Here is a 22,417-nt window from a genome sequence, read left to right as displayed (position 1 = left end):
TTCCTCTAACTCTAAAATTCTTGCAAGCTTCGCCTTAAACCGCTTCGGCGCCCGATACAATTTCCGAAATTTCCTGCGTAATCGCTGCCTGGCGTGCTTTGTTGTACACCAACTGCAACTGATCGATGAGGTCTTCGGCGTTGTCGGTAGCGGCTTTCATTGCCACCATCCGCGCAGCCTGTTCACTCGCGATATTATCAACCACACCTTGGTAAACCGTTGATTCAACGAAACGGCGAATCAAGGTATCAAGGATTGATTGTGGCTCAGGCTCATACAGGTAGTCCCAGCTACCTGATTGCACGCGATCACGCTCTTCGTCGTCAGCTTTTGGCAACGGTAGCATCTGCGCTATCGTTGGCTCCTGCGTCATGGTGTTGACAAACTTGTTGTACACCAAGAACAAGCGGTCGATTTTGCCTTCATCGAAAGCATCGAGCATCACTTGCACGGTTCCGAGCACATCGTTCACACTTGGCTTATCGCCAAGGCCTGATGTTTGCGCCAGTAAACGGCCTCCAAAGCGTTTAAAGAAACCCGTTGCCTTGCTGCCAATCGCCGCGAAATCAACTTCAACACCGTTTTCTTGCTGTGCTTTTGCGTGCTTGACCACCTGTTTAAATTGATTGGTGTTCAAACCGCCACACAAACCACGGTCCGTTGAAATCACGATATAACCAACTCGCTTGGCATCACGTTCTTCTAAGTACGGATGCTTGTATTCGAGGTTGGCATGGGCAACATGGCCGATCACTTTGCGAATGCTGTCGGCATACGGACGGCTAGAAGCCATACGTTCCTGCGCCTTTTTCATTTTGGACGCAGCTACCATTTCCATCGCACTAGTGATCTTCTGAGTATTATTAATACTCCCGATCTTGGTTTTTATCTCTTTACCGCTGGCCATGATAATCTCCTGTTAACTCAACGACGTGTGGCCACTCTTTAGAAGTGGCCACGTTGCTTACCAAGACTGCGTCTTCTTGAAGGTTTTCAGACCTTCGTGCAGCTTAGCTTCGATGTCGTCGTTATAGTTGCCAGTTTTATCAATATCAGCCATCAGATCGGCGTACTCGCTCTTCATGTACGAAATTAACGCACTTTCAAAGTCGAGGATTTTGTCCTGCGCCACATCTTTGAGGTAGCCTTTTTCAGCTGAGAAGATAGACACTGCCATCTCTGCAACGCTCATTGGCTCATATTGGTTCTGTTTCATTAGTTCAGTAACGCGCTGACCGTGTTCAAGCTGTGAACGTGTTGCTTCATCAAGATCCGAAGCAAACTGAGCGAACGCCGCAAGTTCACGATACTGGGCCAAGGCCAAACGAATACCACCACCAAGCTTCTTAATGATCTTGGTTTGTGCTGAACCACCTACCCGCGATACCGAGATACCTGCGTTTACAGCAGGGCGGATACCAGCGTTAAATAAGTCAGTTTCTAAGAAGATCTGACCATCGGTGATTGAGATCACGTTGGTTGGTACGAAGGCTGAAACGTCACCGGCTTGGGTTTCAATGATTGGCAAAGCGGTCAATGAACCGGTTTTACCTTTCACTTCACCATTGGTGAATTTCTCTACGTAGTCAGCATTCACTCGCGCTGAACGCTCAAGTAAGCGTGAGTGCAAGTAGAACACGTCACCTGGGTAAGCTTCACGGCCCGGCGGACGACGCAACAACAATGAAATTTGACGGTAAGCAACAGCTTGCTTCGACAAATCATCATAAACAATAAGCGCGTCTTCACCACGGTCACGGAAGAATTCACCCATGGTACAACCTGAATAGGCTGCAAGGTATTGCAACGCTGCTGATTCAGAAGCAGAAGCTGCAACCACAATGGTGTTTTCCAGAGCGCCATGCTCTTCAAGTTTGCGCACTACCGCAGCGATGGTCGATGCTTTCTGACCGATAGCTACGTACACACACTTAATACCAGAGTTCTTCTGGTTGATGATGGCGTCAACTGCCAAAGCGGTTTTACCGGTTTGACGGTCACCGATCACCAACTCACGCTGGCCACGACCGATTGGAATCATCGCATCGATAGACTTATAACCAGTTTGTACTGGCTGGTCTACTGATTGACGTTCGATAACGCCCGGTGCGATTTTTTCAACAGGTTCGAAACCGTCGGCTTCGATAGGACCTTTACCGTCGATTGGCTCACCCAAGGTGTTCACAACGCGGCCCAATAGTTTACGACCTACTGGTACTTCAAGGATACGGCCTGTTGATTTAACTTTAACGCCTTCTTGCAGGTCCGCGTACGGACCCATTACTACGGCGCCTACAGAATCGCGTTCTAAGTTCAACGCGATGGCGTAACGATTGCCAGGAAGCTCAATCATCTCACCTTGCATACAGTCAGCAAGGCCATGAATGCGGATAATACCGTCGGTTACCGAAACGATAGTACCTTCGTTACGAGCTTCACTGACCACTTCGAACTGTTCAATACGTTTCTTGATCAGTTCTGCGATTTCATTTGAATTCAGTTGCATGCTCAAGTCCCCAATTAGGATTGCAGTGCATGGGCAAGCCGATCGAGCTTACCGCGCACCGTACCGTCAATCACGGTGTCACCAGCTTTAATGTATAAGCCGCTGACAATCGCTGCATCGACACTGCAATTCAGCTTAACTTTGCGTGAAAAACGTTTTTCTAACGTCTGTGCTAGATTGTCCTGCTGCTTCTTGGTCAATTTGACCGCAGCGGTTACATCTACAGTGACTTCTTTCTCATAATCTGAGCGCAGTTCACCGTAGAGTTTCTCGACAGCAGGTAAGGCTTTCAAACGGCTATTTTCCGCCATCAAGCGCACGAAGTTTTGGCCTTTTTCATCCAATTGTTCGCCGCAGACGTTAATGAAAACCTCTACCTTTTTCTCTAGCGTTTCGGCACTACTCAAAAAAGTGGCCATACCTTCATCGCTCGCAACTGCGGCAGAGAAAGCAATCATGTCATGCCATTTTTCGATCGCGCCGTGCTCTAGTGCAAAATCAAAAGCTGCTTTTGCATAGGGGCGAGCAACCGTAGTCAATTCTGACATTTGCACAAACCCCTTTGGTTAGAGTTCAGCGACCAGTTTTTCAACGATGTCACTGTGAGCGTCTTTATCAATTTCACGCTCAATGATTTTGCTAGCACCAGCAACAGCTAATACTGCTACTTGCTTGCGCAGCTCTTCGCGTAAGCGGTTGCGCTCTGCTTCGACTTCAGAGTGGCCGGCAGCAACGATTTTCTCGCGCTCTTGCTCGCCACGCTTCTTGCCGTCTTCGATTGTTTCGTCCGCACGTTTTTTCGCTTGGGCGATAATCTCTGCAGCTTGCGCTTTCGCGTCTTTCAGTTCGTCAGCAACTTTAGCTTGCGCTTCTTCGAGGCTTTTCTCAGCTTTTTCACCAGCTGCAAGGCCATCGGCAATCTTCTTCTGACGAGCTTCAATCGCATTGTTTAGCGGTGGCCAAACAAACTTCATGCAGAACAGCACGAAGACGATAAACGCGATTAATTCACCGATCAGGGTCATATTTAAACTCATAGACCCACCCTCCTATTCGTTCAGTTGTTCGAAATGATGTAACGAGCCTTACAGAACGAACAACAGAACCATGGCGATACCAACACCGATCATTGCTACCGCATCGATCAGACCCGCCAAGATGAACATTTTAACTTGCAGAGAAGGCGCTAATTCTGGCTGACGTGCACACGCTTCCAAGAATTTACCACCCATGTTACCGAAACCAACTGCAGTACCGATTGCACCGAAACCGATCAATAGTGCTACAGCGATATATTTAAGACCTAACATTAGTTCCATTGTTTTCTCCGATATTTCAAAGGTTGAAGTTAAAAATAAAAGTTAATACAAAACTAGTGACTTTCTGAGCTGGCCATACTCAAGTAAACAATGGTCAGCATCATGAATACAAACGCTTGCAGCACGATAACCAGAATGTGGAATACGGCCCAAACAAAATGCAATGGCAACTGCATGAGGCCAATCGCACCAATCAAGATGAAGATCAGCTCACCGGCATACAAGTTACCGAACAGACGCAGGGCGAGCGAGAATGGCTTCGCAACCAGCGCAATGGTTTCCAACAACAAGTTGAAAGGAATGAGTAAGACTTGCACGACCATGTTACTTGAGTTGAATGGGTGCAAGGTCAGCTCCTTAATAAAGCCGCCAATACCTTTCATGCGAATTCCGTAACCGATCATCAGTAAGAACACGCCAAGTGCCAACGCTGCGGTCATGTTGATGTCTGTGGTCGGTACGATCTTCATGTAAACATCGTGCGAGTCAACGCCGAAGCCTGTCTCGCCAACCCAACCTGCAAATGCTGGCAGGAAGTCCACTGGGATCAAGTCCATCAAGTTCATCAGGAAGACCCAGACGAAGATGGTTAATGCCAATGGTGCAATAAGCTTACTTTTACCGTGGAAGGTGTCGCGCACGTTGTCCGAAACGAACTCAACGATCATTTCGATGAAACACTGGAATTTACCAGGAACACCGGTATTCGCTTTTTTCGCTGCGCTACGGAAAATCATTAAGAACAGGATGCCCAGTCCGATCGACCAAGCGAGTGTGTCTATGTGCCACGTCCAGAACCCTGCTTCACTACACGCTTTGTTAAAGGCTAAACCATTTTCGGTAGAGCACATTTTGGCGTTAGTTAAGTGGTGCTGAATGTGACTCTGGAGCGTTAACTCTTCTGCAGCCATCTTAATTCCCACAAGTTTAAGTTGATTTTAAAAACAAAATCGGCGCCAACCATTGCACGATCAAAACTGCTATGTAGCCGCTACAAACCGCAACTAGCGGGAGCGAGGTCAACAATAGCAGTGCGACCAGCAAGATTACTGTGAGGCTAATTTTCAGCGCCTCACCGGCAAAAAAATTACTGACGACTTGTTGCGCCGCACGCGCGCCGCCTTGAGCAAAAGCGCGCCATGCAAAAAGTGCTGTTGGAAGCATGACGGTTAGGCCACCGCCAACAACACCCCAAAAATATTCATACGATGTCGCCAAAGAAAACGTGCAGGCCAATAAAAACAAGGTACCTGCTTGGGCACGCAACAGTTTTACAGCGAGCTGTTTTCCGGCTTGTGTTAACGTTCCACTCACGGGCTCAGAACCTCAGTTAAAAGCCCGCGATAGTATAAAGATTTGCGCTCTAATTGCAACAAAATGCAAACGGCTTAAGTATCATCAGGCAACTGAAAGTGGGTGAGTATGCCGTCAAGCTCATCTAAACTACTGTAATTTATCACCACTTTGCCTTTGCCTTTGCGGCCGTGGTTAATCGCAACTGCAGCACCCAAGCGATCGCTCAAACGCTGTTCCAAGCGTTGAATATCGGCATTCGGTTTTTGCGGTTCAACTGGTTTTTTCGGTTCCAGCGTAAGTCGCACCAACTTTTCTGCCTCACGCACAGTCATCGCTTTCGCAGCAATAGTACGCGCAACTTCGCTTTGTTGTTCACCCTGAAGGGCAAGAAGTAGTTTGGCGTGGCCATGTTCAATGTCACCACGTTCAAGGAGGGTTTTGGTTTCGTGTTCTAAGTTGTTTAAGCGTAATAAGTTAGTGACGGTTGCACGCGATTTACCTACTGCGTCAGCAACCTCTTGATGGGTCAGTTGAAATTCATCCAATAGACGTTGCAGGGCAGTTGCTTCTTCCATCGCATTCAGATCTTCACGCTGAATGTTCTCGATCAATGCAATAGCAACTGCAGCTTCATCAGGTACGTGTTTAACCAAACAGGGCACTTCGCTCAAGCGCGCCATTTGTGCCGCACGCCAACGCCGCTCGCCCGCGATAATCTCGTACTTATCTTTCTCAATTTCGCGCACCACAATCGGCTGAATGATGCCTTGTGCTTTCACCGACGCAGCAAGATCTTCGAGGGCTTCTGGCGACATATCTTTGCGCGGTTGGTATTTGCCTGGCTGCAAAAACTCAATCGGCAATTTTTGTAATTCGCCTTTGCTGATGTCCTGTACGTCATTGCCCTCAGGCTGCTCATGTTCGTGCTCGCGAGCATGCTTACTGGTGGTTAATAACGCGTCCAAGCCGCGTCCTAGTCCTCGTTTCTTGGCAGACATAGCTCGTGGTTTCCTCAGGCTTCAGCCGCTGCTTCGGCTTTTTTTAATTGTTCTGCGCGGCGAATCAGTTCGCCTGCTAGCGAGAGATAGGCTTTTGCCCCGGTTGATGATTTGTCGTAGTACATGGCTGGAGCACCAAAACTTGGCGCTTCAGCCAAACGCACGTTGCGTGGAATCACCGTGCGATAAACCTTATTGCCGAAATGCGCTTTAAGTTGTTCTGAAACATCGTTGGCTAAGCGATTACGCGGATCATACATGGTGCGCAAAATACCTTCGATTTGCAGCCGCGGATTCACCGCTTCAGCTAAGCGCTCGATAGTATCCATTAGGGCAGTTAACCCCTCGAGTGCGTAATATTCGCACTGCATAGGAACCAAAATGGAGTCGGCTGCCGCCATGGCGTTCACCGTCAACATGCTTAGTGACGGTGGGCAATCAATAAAAATGAAGTCGTAATTATCACTCACTGGTTTGAGTGCACTGGCCAGTCGTTGCTCACGGGCAAATTCTTCCATGAGTTTAACGTCAGCTGCGGTCACGTCGCCGTTGGCGGCGATCAAATGATATTTACCGTTCGTTTCGGTAACAACTACATCTTGAAAAGGCTTTTGATCGACCAGCAACTCGTAAGCGGTATTTTCGATATCGTATTTATCGATGCCACTACCCATGGTGGCATTGCCTTGTGGATCGAGATCAATCAACAATACTTTACGCCGTGTTGCGGCCATCGATGCCGCCAAATTCACCGCCGTGGTGGTTTTACCCACGCCGCCTTTCTGATTTGCAATGGCAATGATTCTACCCACGGGCGTTTAACCTCTTGTTGAGATGATAACTAAGTGACGCTCTGCATCGACTTCAGGTACTTGCAGCGCAATGACGTCGTCCACCTGAAATTTTTCGGCTGAAAAATCAGTCGCTAACGCAGTGATTTCAGCTTCAGGATAGACGCCTTTTAAAGCGTAAAACTTACCTTGTGGCTTTGGCAAGTGCTGACACCAATTCAGCATATCACTAAGCGAGGCAAAGGCTCTACTGATGACTCCATCAAATTTAGTTGGATCAGCAAAATCTTCCACGCGGCTTTGCACAGCTTTAACATTCTTAAGCCCCAGTTCGTGACAGACCTGACGAATAAAGCGAATGCGCTTACCTAAACTATCAAGTAATACAAACTCTTTATCCGGTTGTGCAATCGCGAGCGGCAAGCCTGGCAATCCAGGTCCGGTGCCAACGTCGATAAAACGTTCACCCTGAAGATAAGGTAACACTACCAGACTATCGACAATGTGACGACTCAGCATTTGCTGTGGATTACGTACCGACGTCAAATTGTATGCTTTATTCCATTTATCCAGCAATTCCACCAAACGCACGAGTTGCTGTTGCTGTTGCTGTTCAGGTGCAATGGTGAGGCCTGCACGCTCAATAAGTTCTGCTAATTTTTTCTGCATGCTCGTTTCGATAACCACTGTTAGGCGCTTTTGCGCAACAATCCTTGTTTTTTCAAATGAACTAATAACATTGAAATAGCCGCCGGAGTGACGCCTGAAATACGCGCTGCTTTACCGACTGTTTCAGGTTGATGCTCATTCAGCTTGGCAATCACTTCATTTGATAAACCTTTGATGCCCGCGTAATCAAAACCCATCGGCAAACGCGTATTTTCATGGCGTTGCTGTTTTGCGATCTCGTCTTGTTGGCGCGCGATATAACCAGCGTACTTGGTTTGAATTTCGACTTGTTCCGCGGCTTCGTGATCCGTAAGGCCTGGACCCAACACATCGATCGCCATCATCGCTTGATAGGTAATTTCTGGTCGACGTAACAGATCTTCACCGTTTACTTCTTTCGTGATTGGCGTTTTCACCAGTTCGTTAACCGCTGTAACAGCTGGGTGATCTTTGTGGATCCAAGTACTACGTAAGCGTTGTTGTTCTTGTGCAATAGCTTCCATTTTTTCGTTAAAGCGTGCCCAACGAGCATCATCAACCAAGCCAAGTTCACGGCCTTTTTCGGTTAAGCGCATGTCAGCATTATCTTCACGCAGCAATAAGCGATACTCCGCCCGTGAGGTAAACATGCGATAAGGTTCTTTGGTACCTAACGTCGAAAGATCATCGATCAGTACACCCATATAACTATTGTCACGACGTGGTGCCCAACCTTCTTTGTCTTGTGCTTGCAGAGCAGCGTTTAAACCGGCTACCAAACCTTGTGCACCGGCTTCTTCATAACCTGTCGTGCCATTAATCTGGCCAGCAAAGAACAAACCATGGATGTACTTGGTTTCTAAGGTTTGCTGCAGATCACGTGGGTCAAAATAATCATATTCAATGGCATAACCTGGGCGCGTAATATGCGCATTTTCAAAACCTTTAATTGAACGAACCAATTCAACTTGCACGTCAAATGGTAAGCTCGTTGAAATACCATTTGGATAGACTTCGTGCGTATTTAAGCCTTCCGGTTCAACAAAGATTTGATGCGAAGTTTTATCGGCAAAACGCATCACTTTGTCTTCTATCGATGGACAATAGCGTGGCCCAACACCTTCAATAACACCTGAATACATCGGCGAACGATCTAAACCACCACGAATGACATCGTGGGTGCGATCGTTGGTATGAGTGATGTAACAACTAATTTGTTGAGGATGATCTTCCGATTTTCCCATAAACGAGAACAACGGTGTTGGTGTATCACCGGGTTGTTCTTGCATCACTGAAAAATCTATTGATTTTGCATCAATACGAGGTGGTGTACCGGTTTTCAAGCGATCAACACGTAAAGGTAACTCACGTAAACGCTTCGCTAATGCATTTGCTGGAGGATCGCCAGCGCGGCCGCCTTGATAATTTTCTAGACCAATATGAATTTGGCCACCCAAAAATGTGCCAACCGTTAAAACGACCGTTTTCGCACTAAATTTCAGACCCATTTGGGTGACAACGCCAACGACACGATCGTTTTCAACGATCAGATCATCACAAGCTTGCTGAAATAGATTTAAATTCGGTTGATTTTCAAGTAATTCGCGGATTGCAGCTTTGTACAATACACGATCGGCTTGTGCTCGCGTAGCACGAACTGCTGGGCCTTTGGATGAATTCAGCGTACGAAATTGAATACCTGCACGATCAGCTGCTAGTGCCATAGCGCCGCCTAAAGCATCGATTTCTTTGACCAAATGTCCTTTACCAATACCACCAATGGCTGGATTACATGACATTTGACCTAAGGTTTCGATGTTATGCGTCAACAATAGCGTTTGACAGCCCATACGTGCGGCAGCAAGTGCTGCTTCAGTACCAGCATGTCCACCACCAATGACAATAACGTCATAATGCTGATGGTAAGTTGGAGTATTCGACATAAACGTAATCCTAGAGCCTTACGAGCAAAAATTGTAGCCGTATAGTTTAACCTGAATTAGCTTGGATCGAAACGGTTAAATTTCGTTCAGTTGCTTGTTCGGAAATTTTTTTTTAGCGGTCTTAAAGATCTAAAAATAACTTAAGATCTTTTGTTTAGATCTTTTATTGCTATTACTACTAGTGCGGAGAATTCTGTGGATAAGCATCTGCAGGCCTTAATGACTAAGGATCAAAACGATCCGTAAAGTTGTGATCAATACATGATCCTTGTTCTGATCAACCTGTGCGTAACTTGCTTGGTTATCCACAGACATAGTTATCAACAGTTTTGTACAGTGTGTATCTACAGATCTCAGAGGATCTTATACAGTGATTACTCACAAATGCGCGAGTAGAGATCCTAGCCATGTTGATGCTTTTTCCTCCGGATCGTCTTGTGACATGTCTATTTCGAGGCGTTCGATTACTCGTTTAGCACCAGCATTGGCAAGCTTTTCATCAAAATCACGACCTGCAGCACAATAGGTGTCGTAACAACTATCGCCAACCGCAATAACTGCGTATTGCAAAGGTTCTAAACGCGGTTTTTTGGCATGCAGATCGTCAGCAAACGCCAACATACTGTCGGCGTAATCACCTGCGCCGTGGCTGGCAATACAGCCGATCCATAAGGTTTCGTCAGTTATCGTTTCTACTAAGTCGGTATAGTCTGGTTCGTAATGAACACGTGCAGTGTAGCCCTGTTGTTGGAGCTGATCGGCGAGTTGATCAGCCAAATATTCGGTGTTTCCTGAAGTGGTAGCGACCAGGATTTCAATAGATGTAATAGCCATGATGGCAACCTTAAAACGTACAAAAGATACTTAAGATGATACCACTTGATCGCGACCTTTGCGTTTAGCTTCGAGTAAAGCTTGGTCGGCACGTTGCAAGGCTTCATTGATGGATTCGTGGGCTTGGATCTCAACAATACCAAAACTCGCTTTGATCGGTACTAAACCCTTGGGCGTTGGGATAGCTGGGAGTGAATGCCGCAGGCGTTCTGCAGTAGTAGTGGCCTGAGCTAAGTTTTGCTCGGGTAATAAAATTAAAAATTCGTCGCCACCAAAGCGGGCAATCAAATCACAGTTACGAATGTGAGTGCGTACACTTTGTGCGGCCATGATAAGCGCTTGATCACCGATTAAATGACCGTGGGTGTCGTTGATGTTTTTAAACTGGTCAAGATCAAACACAATAAGGGCGAGCGGGAAATCGTTACTGCGCTGTCCTTGCAGTTTGGCCTCGGCGATTTCAATAAAATGCGCTCTCGTCGCAACGTGTGTCAGCGCATCTATTTGCGTTTGATGGTGTAGGCGTCGATTTTGATTCAGTAGCGAAGGAACTGCCAGACCAAAGTATGCGTTAGCGGCAACAACACACATCGCAAACTGGTAGGTAAGTGCATGTTCGTCAACGCCATAAAAACCGAACCATAGTGCTATCACCACGCTAACAAGTGCTAAAGAAAATACGGTTTGTTCCATGCGCTCGGTAAACACAATCCACATTTGTGGGATGCTAATAAATAAAATGAAGTAGGCAATAGCCGGATGCTCGTAATGGTGGTCAGCGATAATGACAAGCCCTACCAAAACCAGCATCAAGGTTATCTTATGGCTCCACATCGGACGTTTGCGTTGGTCACTTGCACGACGTTCGTTCGTGGGGCGTAGCCATGAAATATCGTGATTCCAAAGTCGGCTTAAAATTAAAATAAAGAAAGGCGTTAGAACGACTGCCCCTGCGAGGTCGCCGACCCACCAGTTGATCCAAGAGTCGCTTGCTTGCACCCAATCCATGCCGTCAATAAAGAGAAAAGCCCCAATTCCAAGCCAAGCGGCTAAGAGCGTCGTCAACATGGTCACAACGAGAAAATAGAGGATACGTTGGGGGAGTTGCTGAATATCCCATTTACCAACGGTTTGTCGGAAATACAAACCGCCGATTCCGTAGGCAAGCGTATGAGAGAGCGCTAACATCAGACTATTATAGGCTTGTTCGATATAGGGTAGCGCACTATCGAGTTGCAGATACATCCACATGCCGACAATGAGGGAGGCCATCAGTATCGGTAAAAAAGCGCGCGTACCCATTAAGATGAACGCTGCAAGCGACAGCCCTGCTGGTGGGAACCAAAGGCTAATAAAAGGTTGGTATTCCATTAGTGTGGCCGACCACCACACCAATACCCAAAGCGCAATAAAGGCTAGGTAGCGAAAAGACGAAGCAGAAAATTGTCGGATAGCGGGCGCTGTCACAGTGGAGATCCATCTTCTTACTTTTATTTAACTAACTTTATGTAAAGCACATTTAGCGATAAAAGGAAACTTTTTACGACCAACGCAATGGTTTGAACAAGCTCGCTTTGGTACTTTAAGCAAGTGATTTTAAAATACTTCGAAAAAAGAGAGCTCCCATGCATCGTTCAAGTTTCTGGTTAGCCTTTGCGGCGATAACCGTGGCAAGTTTTGGTTCGATTGGTGATGTGTCAGCATCAGCAATTCAACAGACAAAAGGCGATTTTGAAGATAAATTTCGCCAGTTAGATGAAGTGTTACCCACTCCTAATGTTTATCGGAGTGCAGCTGGCGAACCAGGCGAAAGTTACTGGCAACAGCGCGCAGACTATGACATCAACGTACGTTTGGATGAAGAAAAACGTCGACTTGATGCGGCCGAAACGATCACCTATTACAACAATTCACCCTACACACTGAAATATGTATGGATTCAATTGGATCAGAACATTTTCCGTGATGATTCACGTGCCGAGCGCAGTGCAACTTTTGGTAGCCATCCCGATACTGATCTAAACGGCATTGATAAACCTGCACGGCTTTCGTTAGGTCAGTTACGACGTCAGCAGTTTATGACCGATAATGAGCTCGGTTTTGCCATTGATAAAGTTGCGACGGCCAGTGATGAAGCTTTAAGTTTTACTATTGTTGGCACCAACATGCGCGTTGATTTGGCAGAGCCACTGGCACCTGGTGAGCAAACTGAACTAGCCATTGATTTTGGCTTTAACATTGTTGAAGAAGATGCCGTTGGTGCGCGTTCGGGTTACGAACATTTTCCTGATGATGCACGTGAAGGTGGCAATGACATCTTTTTGCTAGCGCAATGGTACCCGCGTGTTGCGGCGTTTACGGATTACGAAGCGTGGACCAATAAAGAATTTTTAGGGCGTGGTGAATTCACCATGGAGTTCGGCGAATTTAATGTCGCCATTGACGTCCCAGCTGACCATATTGTTTCGGCCAGTGGCGTGTTGCAAAATCCGGAGCAGGTGCTTACTGCGACGCAGCGCGAACGTTTAGAAGAAGCTCGTACGGCGAAGCGACCGGTTTTTGTGGTCACCGCAGAAGAGGCTTTAGAGAACGAAAAGGCGGGGACAGACGAACGTAAAGTATGGCGTTTCAAAGCAGAGAATGTGCGCGACTTTGCCTGGGCTTCATCACGTAAATTTATGTGGGATGCTAAAGGTTATCAACAAGGCGGTGATGTGCAGCCGGAAGTCATGGCAATGTCGTTTTACCCGAAAGAAGGTGGCGATCTGTGGAAGAAGTATTCCACCGAATCGGTGATTCATACCATGGAAGTCTACAGCCGTTTCTCGTTTGATTATCCCTACCCAACGGCGCAATCGGTGAACGGTCCAGTCGGTGGTATGGAATACCCAATGATTACCTTTAACGGTCCGCGTACCGAGTTACAAGACGACGGTAGCCGAACTTATTCATTGGCCGAAAAACGCTTCTTGATTGGCGTGGTGATTCATGAAATTGGCCATATCTACTTTCCGATGATTGTGAATTCTGACGAACGCCAGTGGACCTGGATGGATGAAGGACTTAACAGCTTCTTAGACGGCGTTGCTGGGCGTGAATGGGATCCGCAAATTCCATGGGGTGTTGAACCGCGTGGCATTATTGATTACATGAAGTCGTCGGTACAAGTACCGATCATGACGCAATCGGATAGTGTATTGCGATTGGGCCCGAACGCTTATACCAAACCAGCTGCGGCATTGAATATTTTGCGTGAAGTCATTCTAGGCCGTGAGCTGTTCGATTTTGCTTTCCGCGAATATGCACAACGTTGGATGTTTAAGCGTCCAACGCCGGCTGATTTCTTCCGTACCATAGAGGAAGCATCGGGAGTTGATCTTGATTGGTTCTGGCGCGGTTGGTTCTATACCACCGATCATGTCGACATCAGTCTCGATCGTGTTTACAAATTGCGTTTAGATACAAAAGATCCTGATATCGATTGGCAGCGTCGTCGGCAAGAAGAAGCCGATAAACCGGTTTCGTTTTTTGTTCAGCGTAATGAAGCTGCAGGACGTAAAACATGGGTGGAACTCAATTCTGATGTACGTGATTTCTACGACGAAAATGATCGCTTCACGGTAACCAACAAGCAGCGTAACGCGTATCAGAAATTCCTTGAGAAGCTCGAGCCATGGGAGCGTCAGGTGTTTGATCGCGCGATTGCTGAAGACCAAAACTATTACGTTCTCGACTTTTCGAATGTTGGTGGTTTGGTGATGCCAATTTTGTTGCAGATGACCTATGCTGACGGCACAACCGAAGACTATCGTATTCCCGCAGAAATTTGGCGTCGCAATGCGAAGAATGTCAGCAAACTTATTGTGACGGATAAAGAAGTCGTGAGCTTTGCTGTTGATCCGAATTGGGAGACCGCAGACGTGGACATCGAGAATAACTACTATCCGCGCAAGATCATTGAGTCTCGAATTGAAGCATACAAGTCAGAGCGCGGCACTGACCACATTAGCCGTGACTTGATGCAAGAAGCGAAATCAAAACTCAAAGCTGACGAGAGCGATAACGACGAATGATGCGCTGTGCATTTTTCTTGATGGTAATGTTGATGTTGGTGGGCAGTGCTACTGCCCACCAACTCAAATCGGCCGTCACTACTATTTTGTTCAATCAGCGTACGGGCAACATTGAAGTGATGCATCGCTTTGTGTTGCACGATGCAGAGCATGCAATGAGGGAGTTATTTAATAAGAAGCAAGCAGATATTCATACCGATGAAGAAACGCGTGCGTTATTTGCTGCTTATGCACTTGAGTCTTTTCATCTTGCTTCTTTAACGGGACAACCGATCACCCTTGAGCCGGTCGGGTATCAGGTCGATGGTCGTGACTTTTGGGTATATCAAGAAACCGCAATTCCTGCAGATTTGCAAGGACTGGCGGTGCGGCACAAAGCATTACAAGAGCTTTGGGCTGAACAGCAAAACTTAGTTAATATAGAAGGCAAGGGTGCGATTAAGAGTCTACAATTCAATGCAAAAGATGAATGGCTAACGGTCTCGTTTAGTGACGATTCCGCAGAAGATTAGCACCGAGGAGGTGCCATGCTAAAGACCTTAATTGCTTTTGTTATCGCCGTGGTTGCCGGTGCTATTGTCGGTAGCGTCATCCAGACCCAGTTTAATCTAGCAGCACTTATCGAACTTTCAGTTCCGATTTCTTTAGATACTAGAATTTCAACGATAATTCACGATCTTCTTAATTTTTCGCCGATTTTCGCTGCAATTTTAGCGCTAGTTTTACTTGTTGCGCTACCGATTGCGGCAGTTTGTAGTCGTAAATTAGGTGGGTCCGAGCGTTGGTGGTTCATTAGTGCCGGCTTCTTCGGGTTATTGTGCTGCTTTGCCGTGGTTAACTCTCTTGCTCCGATGCCAACCTTGATAGCGGCGACACGCAGTTGGGCTGGGCTCGGGGCTATGGCACTCAGCGGGGCTTTTGCGGGGTGGATTTTTGATCGTTTATGGCATCCTCTGCCACGTGAACTTGCGGAGCCTCTAGCATGATGAAAAGCTTTTTTTTAGTCCTTGTCATAGCGTTCACGAACGTTGGTATTAGCCAGGCGGCGGATAACGAGACGTTCCAGGTCGAAGTTGTTACTGATAGCCTAAGTTTTCCTTGGTCACTACAAGAACTACCCGAACAACGCGCTGGTTGGTTGGTAACCGAACGTGGCGGGCGCCTAATACACGTCGCCGACGATGGCTCAGTCAATGCGATACCCTTGCAGTTGCCAGAGCTCTTTGTCGCTGGCCAAAGTGGTCTGTTTGACGTGATTTTAGCGCCGGATTTTGTGCAGACCCGTGAGTTCTATGTCAGTTATTCCTGTGGTTCTATCAACGCTAATACAACCTGCTTAGCGCGGGCAAAACTGTCGTTAAACCCACCGTACACTACGTCAGAAGTGCAACAGATATTTGTCGCACAACCGTTGCGTAAAGGCGCCGCTCATTACGGTGGACGTATGGCTTGGTTGCCAGACGACACTTTGCTACTGACTTTGGGCGATGGCTTTGATTATCGCGAACAAGCGCAAAACTTAGCGAATCACCTCGGTAAGGTGGTTCGTTTACAGCGCGATGGCAGCGCCGTTTCGGACGGGCCGTTTCCAACGAAGGCTGACGGTTTTATCTTTAGCTACGGGCATCGTAATAGCCAAGGTATAGTGTATGACGCTCAACGTAAGACCATTTGGCAACATGAGCATGGACCGAAAGGCGGTGACGAAATTAATCAACTGCAAGCCGGTAAGAACTATGGTTGGCCGATTGCCAGTTATGGCGTTGATTACACTGGTGCTATGGTGACCCCATACCAAGAATTACCCGGAGTGACCCCGCCTCTGCACCAATGGACCCCGTCACTGGCACCGTCAGATATGGCTCTTTATGCTGGCCAGCTGTTTGCTGATTGGCAAGGCGATTTGTTGGTGACGCATTTGGCCGGGAAAACATTACAACGGCTGCGTTTAGTTGACGGGCAGTGGCAAGTGATGAGTGAGCACGCTTTTGCTAACGGCAGTCGTTTACGAGCCGTTGAAGTGGCTCGAGATGGCGCTATTTGGCTTGCTACTGACGCTGAAAATGGACAATTATTAAAGCTGACCCCGAAAGGACGCTAATTCACCAAGGAGTGGGCTATGCCCAACATTGACAAGACTCAACCATCAGTTCGTCCATCACCTGAGCAACCATGGTGGAGCAAGGCCATTGTTCTACTGGCGATGCTATTCGTATTTTTGCTTGAGGCGCAAACCCAATTAGGGTTCGCCCATGGCTTTTTACATTTGCCTATAGTGCTGTTCTGTTTGTTTGCTGCTTCACAACAATTCGCTCGCGGCGTTGCTTGGGCGTCGTGTTTATTGATCGTATTGGGTTATCTCATTTCGCCACCGCCGCCAATAGGATTCTCTGAATTATTCGTGGTGGGCAATCGCCTAGGTGCGATCGTTGCGATAATAGCGCTGTACATTATCTACACCCACTACTACATGCGCTTAAAAAGACAGCAGGATTTTGCTTATTTTGTCGAAAGTTTACCGATTCAGATTTGGACCGCAACGCCGCAAGGTGAGGTCGATTTTGTTGGTGATAAGTTAGCCGCTTACGCTGGTAAACCAAAAGCAGTCATCGTTCCTGACTGGCTTAGCGTCGTACACCCTGATGATCACGAACATACCATTGAGGTCTGGTCAGCTGCGGTGCAACACCAGCACAAATACGAAGTTGAATTCCGTATGCGTCGTTACGATGGACATTATCGTTGGCATTTGACCGAAGCTGTTCCCGAGTACGATGAGGCCGGTAATTGTGTGCGTTGGCTGGGTTCGTCAATCGACATTCATCATCTTAAAGAGGTCGAAAAAGAGGTAACCATAGCATTAGAGCGCTTTGATTTGATGTCGAAGGCGACCAATGATGCAATTTGGGACTGGGACTTCACGACCGATAAAGTGTGGTGGAATCAGGGCTTTGAGGACATGTTTGGCTACGATAGAACGACGTTAGAGTCAGGTCCGGAGTCGTGGTCGAATCGTATTCACCCCGACGATTTAGATGAGGTGTTGCATAGTATTCATGATGCGATTGATAGCGACGCAACGCGTTGGCAGATGGAATATCGGTTCATGCACGCAAATGGCGAACCAATAACAGTCATGGATCGGGGGTTTATCGCTCGCAACGCCGACGGTAAAGCGACCCGCATGGTTGGTAGCATGATGAATATTACCGAACGGCGGCAATTAGAACAGCGCTTACAGCAAGCACAAAAACTTGAAGCGGTGGGTCAGCTTACTGGTGGCGTTGCGCATGACTTTAATAATTTATTGACGGTTATACTCGGCAATAGTGAAGTGCTCGATCTGCGTCTTAGCGAACAGCCAGAGCTCAAAGCGTTGGCGCAAATGAGCTTGACCGCAGCTGAGCGCGGCGCCGAATTGACGCAACGCTTGTTAGCCTTTGCCCGGCGCCAACCGTTGGAGCCGACCACGGTTAATATCTATGAGACGGTGGTCGGCATGGAGCCGTTACTAAGGCGTACGTTACCTGAATCGATTGCACTTGAATTTACCGTTACTGAACAGCCTTGGCCGTGCCAAGTCGACGTCCATCAGCTGGAGTCGGCATTGCTAAATTTGTGTTTGAATGCCCGCGATGCGATGCCCAAAGTTGGTCGCATTGTTGTTGATTTATACAACCAGTCGTTCGACGAAGATAGCGCAGACATGGCTCGAGGTGACTATGTTGCTGTTGCGGTATCGGATAATGGTGTCGGTATGAGCGCTGATGCCGTTCAACAGGCCTTCGAACCATTCTTCACGACCAAAGAAGTAGGTAAAGGGAGTGGTCTAGGCCTGAGTATGGTGTACGGCTTTATGAAGCAATCCGGCGGTCACGCTAAGATCTATTCAGAGCCAGGTGAAGGTACGACGGTTCGATTGTTTTTCCCTCGCGTTGATGCGGAACCCGAAATTAAAGCCAGCGAAGATGATGCGACGCTCCTGGATACCGGTCATGAACGGATTCTTGTGGTTGAAGATAATGATTTGGTGCGGCAAACCTTGGTAAGCCAACTGCAGGGCCTCGGTTATCAAGTTACTGCAGCGGAAAATGGCGATGCAGCTTTGCGTATTTTGCAGCAAGGCGAGCGTTTCGACCTGTTATTTACAGACGTTATTATGCCGGGCTCACTCAATGGCCCGCAGCTCGTTGCAAAAGCCAATGACATCGATAGTTCGATGCGTGTGCTCTACACCTCAGGTTATACCGAAAACGCGATCATACATCACGGTCGCTTAGACGAAGGCGTTCAGCTGTTGAGTAAGCCTTATCATGCGAAGGAATTAGCGGAAAAAGTACGTAAAGCGCTTACCGTGAAACGCTAGTGATAAAGTGCTTTGTGACCCTTAAAAATTATGTAAAGCAACCACGCAGATTTTTACCTTTGTGCTACTTTGTAAAGACACATTGTAAAGACGAAGAGGTAGCTTTATGAAAGTTTGGATTCCAGTAGTTGTAGCTTCAGCAGTGGTTTTAGCAGGCTGTCAGACACCGATGACAAACACCCAAAAAGGTGCCGCGATAGGTGCTGTGGCGGGTGCGTTGATCGGTAAAGGCACCGGCGACCACGATAAGAGTCGCTACGTCTGGGGTGCAGCAGTAGGCGCCTTGGCAGGAAGTGCCATCGGTAATTACATGGATCGGCAAGAACAACAGTTCCGCGAAGAGCTTTCAGGTAGCGGCGTTGAAGTGATTCGTGATGGCGACAATATTCGCTTGCAATTACCAAGTAATATCACCTTCGCGACGGATAGCTCGCAAATCGCATCGAACTTCGATCCGATCTTGGTGGATGTTGCCCGGGTACTACAGCAATATGAAAAGACCACAATGGTGGTAGAAGGACACACCGACAGCACGGGTAGCGCTGATTACAATCAGCAATTATCAGAGAGCCGTGCATGGTCGGTAAGTAATCACTTGGCCCGTAATGGTGTCGACACACGTCGTATCACCATTATTGGCTATGGTGAGAGCCAGCCGGTAGCTACAAATGATACGGCAAGCGGTCGTCAACTGAACCGACGGGTTGAGTTGCGCATTGTTCCAAATCGTGCGTAGCAAAGGATTGGAGAGCAAAGTGGAAGCGCGTCTTTGGGCGCGCTTTTTTATTGCATTTGATTCAGTTGTTGTTGGACGCGGATCAAGTAACGAGCAGCCGTGAGTTTGTCGTTAAAACCCAGTTTGTCGGCCATTTGGTAGAGTTTAAATAAGCGATGGTAGAAGCGTGCGCGATAGCGCTTTAGCTGCTGGGCCGTAAGACGTCGAGCTTCGAGTTCATCGAGCTCGCGCTCCAAAGCTTTCAGTAAATGGCGTTGACGAGAGCGTAAATTGGTCGGAAAAACTAACTTAAAACTCGCCATGGCGAGTAAAGGTGCGGCAACCACAGCAATGGCTATACCGACAGCTGTGTAGGGTTCAAAGTGATAGTGCAACGAAGGTTGCATGAGTAGTAAAAACACTAAGTTAAAGTCCATGGCACCGGGCGCAGTGCGATTGTGCGACAACGGCAAACCGGCGACGAGTATGACAGGCATCACTACCGCCAACATGCCCAACAGCGAGTCAATGTGGGGCCATATAAAAGCTTGGATCGTTAATGCAACGCCGGCACCTGCGGCCTGACCGAGGAACACGTAGTACATGGTCTTGGCTGGATTCTCCATGGTGGAGAACAACGTGAGCATGACTGAGGCGCCGAGTAATAAATAAGCGAGTTGCATCCAACCGGTGTAAAACCATGCAAAACTGATCAACAGCATCACCGCTAACGTGCGCAACGCAGCTTGTTGTGCACCCCGCCAATCGCGGTGCAGCAACACAGAGAAACGATGGTGTGAACGTGCAGTCGAGCCACTCTCACGAAACTGAATGCGATCTTCAATCGCCTCGCTGAACTCTTGAAACTCAAGTTGTAGCGTACTGCCTTGGATAAGTTCTAGCGTGGTCTGCAAACCTTTACGAATTGGTCGCACTTCATTGTCGATAAAGGCTTGTGCAGTATCACGCAGGGCTTGTGCCAAATTTTCGCGGTGTTGCACCGAACTGGTTTCAAGTTGCGCAAGTAAACCAAGCTGTGCATTGAGCAATCGCCGCAGAAGCTTGGCCGACAAATGCGCTGAGGGAGAACCTGCACCATGGTCAGCAAGCTGCGTTTCAAGGTGCGCAAGGTTGGTAATTTGGTCATGTAGCGGGATTTTATCAATCGAGCCTTGATCAAACGCGCGAGCTAGTGTTCTTAAAGTCTCTGCAGTTTGCCGCCGGACTTTATTCACGAGGGTTTGTTCGGCGCGTTTGTAGGTAAAAAACCAACCGACAATCAGTGCCGTTAAAACGCCAAGCAACACCGTGAAGAGACGGTCAAGGCCAAGTGGAAGTAGGGCGTCCGGCGCGCGCGAGAGAAGCACCACCATCGATGCCGAGTAGCCGGCTAAGACTGCACCGTAAGAAATAAGTCCGTGCAGCAAGTTGGCGCCGTAGACACAAAGGACCACCCACAACGTCAGGCCGATGCCTTTAAGTAAAACGGCATCTCCGGCAACCATGACGATACCAATACCAATGCTGGTGCCAATGAGTGTGCCAAGGCTTCGATAGCCGGCTTTTTCGAACAGTAAACCACGGGTGGGTTGTGATACCCCCCAAACGGTCATTGCGGCCCATTGTGGATGCTCTAACCCAAACACCCAAGCAAGCAGTAACGCCAAACAGGCCGCTATACCGGTTCGTGTGCCGAACCGGAAGCGGGAATAGTCAAAACCGTAATTTGCTAAGCTAGTTTTTAGTTGGCTCATCTACAAGTAGCGCAATCGCTCCATCTCCGGTGACATTACAGGCCGTGCCGAAACTATCTTGCGCCATATACAGGGCAATCATCAAGGCAATCGCTGTTTCGCCAAAGCCTAGCATAGAACCGAGTAAACCGACTGCCGACATCACTGCGCCGCCGGGCACGCCAGGCGCCGCCAACATCACCACCCCGAGCATAAAGATGAACGGCAATATCGTAAAAAACGAAGGTATAGCGAGGGCATCATGTAAGAACATGACGGCTAAGGTGCAGCTTACAATGGTAATCGTTGAGCCGGCTAAGTGGGTCGTTGCGCACAAAGGCACAACGAAATTAGCAACGTCATCATTCACTTTGTTGGCTTTTGCACAGCGCAAACTTACCGGAATTGTCGCTGCGCTCGACATGGTGCCCAGCGCGGTGAAATAGGCTGGCAACATGTTCTTTAACAGGTGCAATGGACTGCGTCCATGACGCAGGCCTGCCAGTATGTACATTGTCGTAAGGTAAACCCAGTGCAAGGCGACGGCCATCAGTAGCACAATGCCAAAGGTCTGCAAGGTTTGAAAGACAGTTCCAGCATGTGCCATACCGGCAAACACACCGGCGATGTAGAATGGCAACAGTGGAATAATCACTTTAGCTAAGAGTCTCTCGATGATGTCTCGGCCTTGATCAGAGAACTGCTTGAGAAGCTCCGCTCGCGTTGCCGCGATGCCTAAGCCAAAAATAAATGCCAGAGCTAATGCAGTCATGATGCCGAACACCGGAGGCAAATCAACGGTGATAAAAGGCTCTAGAGCTTGAGTGCTCGTTTCTGTTCGGGTGCCTGCCGCCGTGAGCATCGGAACTATGAACCGCGCTAGCCAATAGGCTGCAATGCCCGCAAGGATTGTGGATAAGTACGCGATAATAAGTGTACGGCCGAGAAGTTTTCCAGAGTTTTGCGGTAATCCAGCGATACCGCTGGTGATGAAGAATAGAATGAGTAATGGAATCGTGAAGAATAACAGCTCACCAAACAAGCTCTTGAAGGTTAACAGCAGTTGGGTGAACCACTCCGGCATGTACAAGCCAATCACAATACCAAAAACTATACCAAGCACTAGTTTAACAATTAGACCCATGTTGTTGCTCTCGTTGTGGGGTGATGTCGGAACGAACTAGGGGTCTAGTGT

General features: G+C 47.9%; 21 protein-coding genes. 6 read left to right on the top strand and 15 right to left on the bottom strand.

The features are described from left to right. Positions 1-34: 34 nt before the first annotated feature. From atpG to CWI70_RS08730, 13 genes are all read right to left on the bottom strand, one after another. Positions 35-907 carry a F0F1 ATP synthase subunit gamma gene (gene atpG, locus CWI70_RS08790; protein ID WP_126772407.1) on the bottom strand — a complete coding sequence of 291 codons (873 nt, stop codon included), beginning with the start codon at positions 905-907 and terminating at the stop codon, positions 35-37. Between the two features lie 57 nt (positions 908-964). Then, positions 965-2,506, bottom strand: a complete 1,542-nt coding sequence (gene atpA, locus CWI70_RS08785; RefSeq protein WP_126772405.1) for a F0F1 ATP synthase subunit alpha — start codon at positions 2,504-2,506, stop codon at positions 965-967. Between the two features lie 14 nt (positions 2,507-2,520). Further along, complete coding sequence (gene atpH / locus CWI70_RS08780; protein ID WP_126772402.1) at positions 2,521-3,054, bottom strand: F0F1 ATP synthase subunit delta; 534 nt, start codon at positions 3,052-3,054, stop codon at positions 2,521-2,523. Between the two features lie 18 nt (positions 3,055-3,072). Next, positions 3,073-3,543, bottom strand: a complete 471-nt coding sequence (gene atpF, locus CWI70_RS08775) for a F0F1 ATP synthase subunit B (protein ID WP_126772400.1) — start codon at positions 3,541-3,543, stop codon at positions 3,073-3,075. Positions 3,544-3,591: 48 nt separating this feature from the next. Further along, positions 3,592-3,825: a F0F1 ATP synthase subunit C gene (gene atpE / locus CWI70_RS08770; RefSeq protein ID WP_034733567.1), complete on the bottom strand. Its 234-nt coding sequence runs from the start codon at positions 3,823-3,825 to the stop codon at positions 3,592-3,594. A gap of 53 nt (positions 3,826-3,878) precedes the next feature. Then, positions 3,879-4,736, bottom strand: a complete 858-nt coding sequence (gene atpB, locus CWI70_RS08765; RefSeq protein WP_126772398.1) for a F0F1 ATP synthase subunit A — start codon at positions 4,734-4,736, stop codon at positions 3,879-3,881. A 16-nt stretch (positions 4,737-4,752) separates the two neighbouring features. Next, positions 4,753-5,139: an ATP synthase subunit I gene (locus CWI70_RS08760; protein WP_126772395.1), complete on the bottom strand. Its 387-nt coding sequence runs from the start codon at positions 5,137-5,139 to the stop codon at positions 4,753-4,755. A gap of 74 nt (positions 5,140-5,213) precedes the next feature. Further along, on the bottom strand, positions 5,214-6,119 hold the full coding sequence (locus CWI70_RS08755; RefSeq protein WP_126772392.1) for a ParB/RepB/Spo0J family partition protein: 906 nt from the start codon (positions 6,117-6,119) through the stop codon (positions 5,214-5,216). Between the two features lie 14 nt (positions 6,120-6,133). Further along, positions 6,134-6,931 (bottom strand): ParA family protein, encoded by a 798-nt coding sequence (locus CWI70_RS08750; protein ID WP_126772390.1) that lies wholly within the window; start codon positions 6,929-6,931, stop codon positions 6,134-6,136. A gap of 6 nt (positions 6,932-6,937) precedes the next feature. Continuing rightward, positions 6,938-7,579 carry a 16S rRNA (guanine(527)-N(7))-methyltransferase RsmG gene (gene rsmG / locus CWI70_RS08745; RefSeq protein WP_126772387.1) on the bottom strand — a complete coding sequence of 214 codons (642 nt, stop codon included), beginning with the start codon at positions 7,577-7,579 and terminating at the stop codon, positions 6,938-6,940. A 20-nt stretch (positions 7,580-7,599) separates the two neighbouring features. Next, positions 7,600-9,501, bottom strand: a complete 1,902-nt coding sequence (mnmG, locus tag CWI70_RS08740; protein ID WP_126772384.1) for a tRNA uridine-5-carboxymethylaminomethyl(34) synthesis enzyme MnmG — start codon at positions 9,499-9,501, stop codon at positions 7,600-7,602. A 378-nt stretch (positions 9,502-9,879) separates the two neighbouring features. Then, positions 9,880-10,335: a flavodoxin domain-containing protein gene (locus CWI70_RS08735; protein WP_241967849.1), complete on the bottom strand. Its 456-nt coding sequence runs from the start codon at positions 10,333-10,335 to the stop codon at positions 9,880-9,882. 30 nt (positions 10,336-10,365) lie between these two features. Beyond that, a complete protein-coding gene (locus CWI70_RS08730) occupies positions 10,366-11,802 on the bottom strand; it encodes a GGDEF domain-containing protein (RefSeq protein WP_126772378.1) in 1,437 nt (478 codons plus the stop codon). Between the two features lie 158 nt (positions 11,803-11,960). Here CWI70_RS08730 and CWI70_RS08725 point away from each other — a divergent pair, with 158 nt between their 5' ends. The 6 genes from CWI70_RS08725 to CWI70_RS08700 all read left to right on the top strand — a co-directional run bounded on the left by CWI70_RS08725 (position 11,961) and on the right by CWI70_RS08700 (position 19,510). Then, positions 11,961-14,408: a M1 family metallopeptidase gene (locus tag CWI70_RS08725; RefSeq protein WP_126772375.1), complete on the top strand. Its 2,448-nt coding sequence runs from the start codon at positions 11,961-11,963 to the stop codon at positions 14,406-14,408. Then, positions 14,405-14,920: a DUF6702 family protein gene (locus CWI70_RS08720; RefSeq protein ID WP_241967848.1), complete on the top strand. Its 516-nt coding sequence runs from the start codon at positions 14,405-14,407 to the stop codon at positions 14,918-14,920. Before CWI70_RS08725 ends, CWI70_RS08720 begins: the two co-directional genes overlap by 4 nt. Positions 14,921-14,935: 15 nt before the next feature. Next, positions 14,936-15,394: a hypothetical protein gene (locus CWI70_RS08715; RefSeq protein WP_126772372.1), complete on the top strand. Its 459-nt coding sequence runs from the start codon at positions 14,936-14,938 to the stop codon at positions 15,392-15,394. Continuing rightward, entirely contained in the window at positions 15,391-16,509 is a 1,119-nt protein-coding gene (locus CWI70_RS08710; protein ID WP_126772369.1) for a PQQ-dependent sugar dehydrogenase, read from the top strand. The genes CWI70_RS08715 and CWI70_RS08710 overlap by 4 nt, the downstream gene beginning before the upstream one ends. A gap of 18 nt (positions 16,510-16,527) precedes the next feature. Beyond that, the gene (locus CWI70_RS08705; protein WP_126772366.1) at positions 16,528-18,774 is read left to right on the top strand and encodes a PAS domain-containing protein; all 2,247 of its coding nucleotides are present in this window, start codon (positions 16,528-16,530) and stop codon (positions 18,772-18,774) included. Positions 18,775-18,880: 106 nt separating this feature from the next. After that, a complete protein-coding gene (locus tag CWI70_RS08700; protein ID WP_126772364.1) occupies positions 18,881-19,510 on the top strand; it encodes a YiaD family glycine zipper/OmpA-like lipoprotein in 630 nt (209 codons plus the stop codon). A 47-nt stretch (positions 19,511-19,557) separates the two neighbouring features. On the opposite strand, the gene CWI70_RS08695 is transcribed toward CWI70_RS08700, so the two are convergent. Together CWI70_RS08695 and CWI70_RS08690 are read right to left on the bottom strand one after the other, a co-directional pair. Continuing rightward, positions 19,558-21,243 carry an FUSC family protein gene (locus CWI70_RS08695; RefSeq protein ID WP_126772361.1) on the bottom strand — a complete coding sequence of 562 codons (1,686 nt, stop codon included), beginning with the start codon at positions 21,241-21,243 and terminating at the stop codon, positions 19,558-19,560. Further along, complete coding sequence (locus CWI70_RS08690) at positions 21,224-22,366, bottom strand: dicarboxylate/amino acid:cation symporter (protein ID WP_126772359.1); 1,143 nt, start codon at positions 22,364-22,366, stop codon at positions 21,224-21,226. The genes CWI70_RS08695 and CWI70_RS08690 overlap by 20 nt, the downstream gene beginning before the upstream one ends. Positions 22,367-22,417 lie beyond the last annotated feature (51 nt).

The sequence above is a fragment of the Pseudidiomarina homiensis genome (assembly GCF_003987225.1).
Lineage (GTDB): Bacteria > Pseudomonadota > Gammaproteobacteria > Enterobacterales > Alteromonadaceae > Pseudidiomarina > Pseudidiomarina homiensis.
This window is presented reverse-complemented; position numbering and strand designations above follow the sequence as displayed.